Consider the following 4,805-nt stretch of genomic DNA (forward strand, 5'->3'; position numbering starts at 1 on the left):
CGACGGCCCGATCAACCTGCGAGCGTTCGGCAGGATCGGCCACCCTCGGCCGAGGCCGTCCGGTATCACGCTCAGGGTTTGCGGGTGATCCGGTAGTGCAGGGTCAGGAACGGGAAGCCGAAGACCCAGAACGCGTGCTCGGCGCGGAGCGCGCCGTCGTCGACGTACACGTCGAGCTGCTCCTCGAAGCCGGGCACGGCCAGGGCCGTCAACTCGTCTGCCGCCGTGTCGACGTAGGTGATGTAGTGCCCCGCCTGCCCGTCCTCCACCCGGCTCGTCAGCCGCAGGCCTCCGCCGGGTCGTGGCTGCGGCCGCAACGTGGCGGTGAAGCTGCCCTCGGGGACGGGGAACCCGACGCTCACGTAGCCGCGGCCGCCGTGGGTGTAGGTGGTGTAGATACCCAGCATGATCGGCTCGTCGTCGTCGGCGAACGAGCGGACCCAGCCACGCACGGACACGACCCCGTCGACCCCGGTGACGGTGTCGATTCGGCTGCGGATGCCACGCTGGGCCTCGCGCTGGTTCATGGGCATGCTGGCCTGTCCGAGCGGGCGCGCGACGAGGGTGCGGTAGAGCAGGTAGCCGGGCCGGACCCACAGCCGCCACTTCGGCACGATGTCGAGGGCGAAGCGAGTGGTGTGCTCGTAGAACTCCCGCACCAACGGGTCGACCTGGCCCGGATCGAGGTCCGGGCCGGCAAGAGCGTCGAGCGAAGCGACGATCCCGGTGTCCGGCGCGTCGGCGGTGTAGCGGGCACCCAGCTCCTCGGCGAGGCCCTGGACGTAGTCGGTGCCGACGTACCTCGACCGCGCGGGCCGCGGTACGACGAACGGCAGGTCGGCGGCGCGCACGCGTTCAGCGAGCAGACTGACCTGGGCGTCGCGGAAGACCAGTGCGGACAGGCTGCGGTAGGCGAGCACGGTGCTGCTGGCAACCACCGCTCCCGGAGCCTGTCGCCGCGCGAGCAGCCGTCCGACGGCGAGGCCGACGGCCGGGCCCATCGCCACCTTCTGTGGTCGTATCCCCATCGCACCGACGACGGCGCCCGTGCCGAGCCCGACCGTCCCGGGACGTGCGCCGCCCACCTTCTCCGAGACCCATCCCAGCGGGGCGGCCAGCGCGACGCTCACCGCGATCCGCTGCCACAGTGCCGGGATCTCGCCTTCCTGTTGGCGAGCCCGGGAGACGGCCTCGGAAGCTCCCAGGCCGACCGCACCCACCAAGGCGCCCCCGGCCGCGGCCTTGATCCCGCGATGCGCGGCCAGCGAAGCTCCGGCGATCCCCCCGGCACAGGCTGCGAAACCGACGGACGAGGAGGTGGCCACGCTCGTGACCCTAGCCCGGAGACGTACGGCGCACTCGCGGTCTCCGGCGGCAGTGGCATCCTGACCGCATGCAGCCCGTCCAGGTGTGGATCCGGTCCGAGTCCCGCGGCACCGAGCGGCGGACGCCCGTCGTACCCGCCGACGTCCCGACATTGCTGGACGCCGGAATCGAGGTGACCGTCGAGGAGTCGCTCCAGCGCATCTTCGCCATCGAGGAGTACGACGCGGCCGGGGCGACCATCGTGGGTGAGGGAACCTGGACCGACGCACCCCACGACGCCTACGTCCTGGGAATCAAGGAGCTCCCCGACCAGCCGGCGTCGCTGCACCACCGGCACATCTACTTCGCGCACGCGTTCAAGGGCCAGGCGGACGCCCGCCGCACCCTGGAGCGATTCCGCCGCGGCGGAGGTCGGCTCCTCGACATCGAGTACCTCACCGACAAGGACGGCCAGCGGGTGGTCGCGTTCGGCTACTGGGCCGGCTACGTGGGCGCCGCTCTCGGCGTGCTGCTCCTGGCCGGGAACCTGGCCACGCCGCTCGCCCCGATGGCCAAGCACGAGCTCGACGCGGAGCTGGAGCAGGCCGGGAAGGCCGGGGCCGACCAACTGCTGGCGCTCGTCACCGGGGCGCGCGGGCGATCCGGTCGCGGTGCCCAAGGGGCGCTCATGACCGCCCGGATCCCCGTGACCCGGTGGGACCGGCAAGAGACGCGGGACCTGCACAAGCAGGCGCTCCTCGGCCATGACCTGCTGGTGAACTGCGTGGTCACGCACACCCCGACGACGCCGTTCGTGGAGCGGGCGGACCTGGACCACGAGCGCCGGCTGCGTGTGCTCGCGGACGTGACCTGCGACGTCACCGGCCCCACCAACATGCTCCCGGTGAACACCGAGATCACCACGTGGCAGGAACCGGTTCGACGACTGGACGGCGGCTCCCCGGAGCACGGCACCGCGCCGATGGACGTGATCGCCATCGACAACCTGCCCTCGTTGCTCCCACGCGAGGCCAGCGAGGGGTTCAGCGCTGACCTGACCCCGCACCTGCTCGGGCTGGCCGAGGCGGGCGGCCCGTCCGAGCCGTGGCAGGCGGCGGGCCGCGCCTTCGACCAGGCGATCCGGAAGCTCGAGGCCCCGGACGGGTCCTAGCCTCCGGCGCGCAGGGCGTCAGGCGAGAGCCCTGTTCCCGGCAGCGCGAGGTCGGACGCCGGTGTCACGATCAGCGCCGTTCTCTCCCGCTGGACCTGATGAGTCGAGGGGTTCGACCATGAAGCGGTGACTTCCTGGTACAGCAACCCGCCTGCCCGCGCCTGGACGACCTCCGGATGGTCCGCCGCGGCGCGGGACTTTCACCGCTCGCTCCCCGGTTACCGGCCGACTCCGCTGGTGGAGCTGCCCAGCCTGGCCGCCGAGCTCGCGGTGGGCAGCGTCCTGGTGAAGGACGAGTCCTCGCGGCTGGGGCTTCCGGCGTTCAAGGTGCTGGGAGCCTCCTGGGCCTGCCACCAGGTGCTCCAACGCCAGCCGGGAGCGGAGCTGGTGACCGCGACCGACGGCAACCACGGCCGGGCGGTCGCCCGCACGGCCGCTCACCTCGGGGTGACGGTGACAGTGTTCGTCCCGGACGTGATGCAGCCGGAGCAGGCCGCCCGGATCGCAGCCGAGGGGGCCGAGGTGATCCGGCTGGAGGTCGGGTACGACGACGCAGTCCGCACCGCCGCGGCGTACGCCGCGGAGTCACCGGATCGCGCGCTCGTCCAGGACACCGCGTGGGACGGGTACACCGAGGTGCCCCGCTGGATCGTCGAGGGCTACCAGACCCTGCTCCAGGAGATCGACGACCAGCTCGGACGGCCCGCGGGCCTGGTCGCGGTGCCGGTCGGCGTCGGATCGTTGGCCGAGGCCGTCGTCCGCCATCACCGGCGACCAGACGCACCGCACCCCGTCGTGCTCTCGGTCGAGCCGGACACCGCTGCGTGCGTCCTGGCCAGCCTGGCCGCCGGCGCGCCGACGTCGGTTCCCACCGCGGCCACCGTGATGGCCGGCCTCAACTGCGGCACCGTGTCCCACACTGCCTGGCCGGTGCTGCGCGACGGCTGCGATGCCGCCGTCGCGGTGGACGACGAAGCGGCACGGCTCGCGGTGACCGACCTCGGCCGGCTCGGGGTCTCCTCCGGCCCCAGCGGCGCCGCCACCCTGGCTGGCGTGCGCGCCGCTCTGAGCGACCCCGGACGCCGAGCCGCCCTCGACCTGCGCGACGACTCCGTCGTCGTCCTCCTCAGCACCGAAGGAAATTCCGCAGGACGTCAGCTACACCCATGAGTTCGCGCTCACCGTCGACGACGACATCCTCTCCGCAGGGATCGCCTACCTCCACCAGATCGTCCTCGACAGCCTCCCGAGCTGAAAAGTGTCGACACGTCGTCGCCGGTCTGTCCGGACCCTCTCGGGTCAGATGAGTTCCGGCTCCGTCTTCTCGCGCACCTCGTCCTCGGTGACGCCGGGGGCCAGCTCGACCAGCTGCAGGCCGTCAGGGGTGACGTCGAGGACGCACAGGTCGGTGATGATCCGCTGCACGACGCCGCGGCCGGTGTAGGGCAGGGAGCACTCGTTGACGATCTTGTAGGAGCCGTCCTTGGCGACGTGCTCCATGAGCACGATGACCTTCTTGGCGCCGTGGACCAGGTCCATCGCGCCGCCCATGCCCTTGACCATCTTGCCGGGGATCATCCAGTTCGCGATGTCGCCGGTCGCCGAGACCTGCATCGCGCCGAGGATCGCGGCGTCGATCTTGCCGCCGCGGATCATCCCGAACGAGGTGGCCGAGTCGAAGAACGACGCACCCCGGCGCAGCGTGACCGTCTCCTTGCCGGCGTTGATCAGGTCCGGGTCCTCCTCCCCGTCGAGCGGGTAGGCGCCGACCCCGAGGATGCCGTTCTCCGACTGCAGCACCAGCTCCACGTCGTCGGCGACGTAGTTGGGCACCAGCGTCGGCAGCCCGATACCGAGGTTGACGTACGACCCGTCGGACAGCTCCGCGGCCGCCCGGGCGGCCATCTCCTCACGGCTCCAGCTCATCGGACGGTCCTCTTCTCGATCCGCTTGTCGGCGGCCTGCTCGGGCGTCAGGGGCACCACGCGCTGCACGAACACCCCCGGGGTGTGGATCTGGTTGGGGTCCAGCTCGCCGGGCTCGACCAGCTCCTCGACCTCCGCGATCGTGACCCGCCCGCACATCGCCGCGAGCGGGTTGAAGTTCCGCGCGGAGTCGTTGTACACGAGGTTGCCGTGCCGGTCGCCCTTCCAGGCCCGCACCAGCCCGAAGTCGGCGACGATCGCGTGCTCGAGCACGAACTCCCTCTCCACCACCCGGTCGCCCTCGGCCGTTTCGAAGACCTGGGTCTGCTTCGCCGGCGAGGACACCACGACGTTGCCCTCCTCATTGCCCAGGCCGTCGTAGCGCCACGGCAGCCCGCCCTCGG

At 71.6% G+C, this 4,805-nt stretch carries 5 protein-coding genes; 2 read left to right on the plus strand and 3 right to left on the minus strand.

Translation table 11 applies throughout. The annotated features are described in order from the left end of the window. Nucleotides 1-71: 71 nt before the first annotated feature. Nucleotides 72-1,325: a hypothetical protein gene (locus ACFQQI_RS22445; protein WP_378568764.1), complete on the minus strand. Its 1,254-nt coding sequence runs from the start codon at nucleotides 1,323-1,325 to the stop codon at nucleotides 72-74. Between the two features lie 68 nt (nucleotides 1,326-1,393). Between ACFQQI_RS22445 and ACFQQI_RS22450 the strand changes: the two genes are divergently transcribed. After that, nucleotides 1,394-2,476, plus strand: coding sequence for a saccharopine dehydrogenase (locus ACFQQI_RS22450; RefSeq protein ID WP_378568766.1), 1,083 nt, complete (start codon nucleotides 1,394-1,396; stop codon nucleotides 2,474-2,476). A 126-nt stretch (nucleotides 2,477-2,602) separates the two neighbouring features. Beyond that, nucleotides 2,603-3,646: a diaminopropionate ammonia-lyase gene (locus ACFQQI_RS22455; RefSeq protein ID WP_378568768.1), complete on the plus strand. Its 1,044-nt coding sequence runs from the start codon at nucleotides 2,603-2,605 to the stop codon at nucleotides 3,644-3,646. Between the two features lie 129 nt (nucleotides 3,647-3,775). On the opposite strand, the gene ACFQQI_RS22460 is transcribed toward ACFQQI_RS22455, so the two are convergent. Both ACFQQI_RS22460 and ACFQQI_RS22465 read right to left on the minus strand, forming a co-directional pair. Beyond that, nucleotides 3,776-4,402 (minus strand): 3-oxoacid CoA-transferase subunit B, encoded by a 627-nt coding sequence (locus ACFQQI_RS22460; RefSeq protein WP_378568770.1) that lies wholly within the window; start codon nucleotides 4,400-4,402, stop codon nucleotides 3,776-3,778. Further along, the coding region (locus tag ACFQQI_RS22465; protein ID WP_378568772.1) for a CoA transferase subunit A at nucleotides 4,399-4,805 on the minus strand (407 nt) is incomplete at its 5' end. The genes ACFQQI_RS22465 and ACFQQI_RS22460, both read right to left, overlap by 4 nt.

Source organism: Nocardioides sp. GCM10030259, from assembly GCF_042666375.1.
In the GTDB taxonomy this organism is placed as follows: Bacteria; Actinomycetota; Actinomycetes; order Propionibacteriales; family Nocardioidaceae; genus Nocardioides.

Bases quoted from the DNA above. Each gene is read 5' to 3' on its own strand.
- ACFQQI_RS22450 (WP_378568766.1), top strand. From the start codon at position 1,394: ATGCAGCCCGTCCAGGTGTGGATCCGGTCCGAGTCCCGCGGCACCGAG.
- ACFQQI_RS22460 (WP_378568770.1), bottom strand. From the start codon at position 4,402: ATGAGCTGGAGCCGTGAGGAGATGGCCGCCCGGGCGGCCGCGGAGCTG.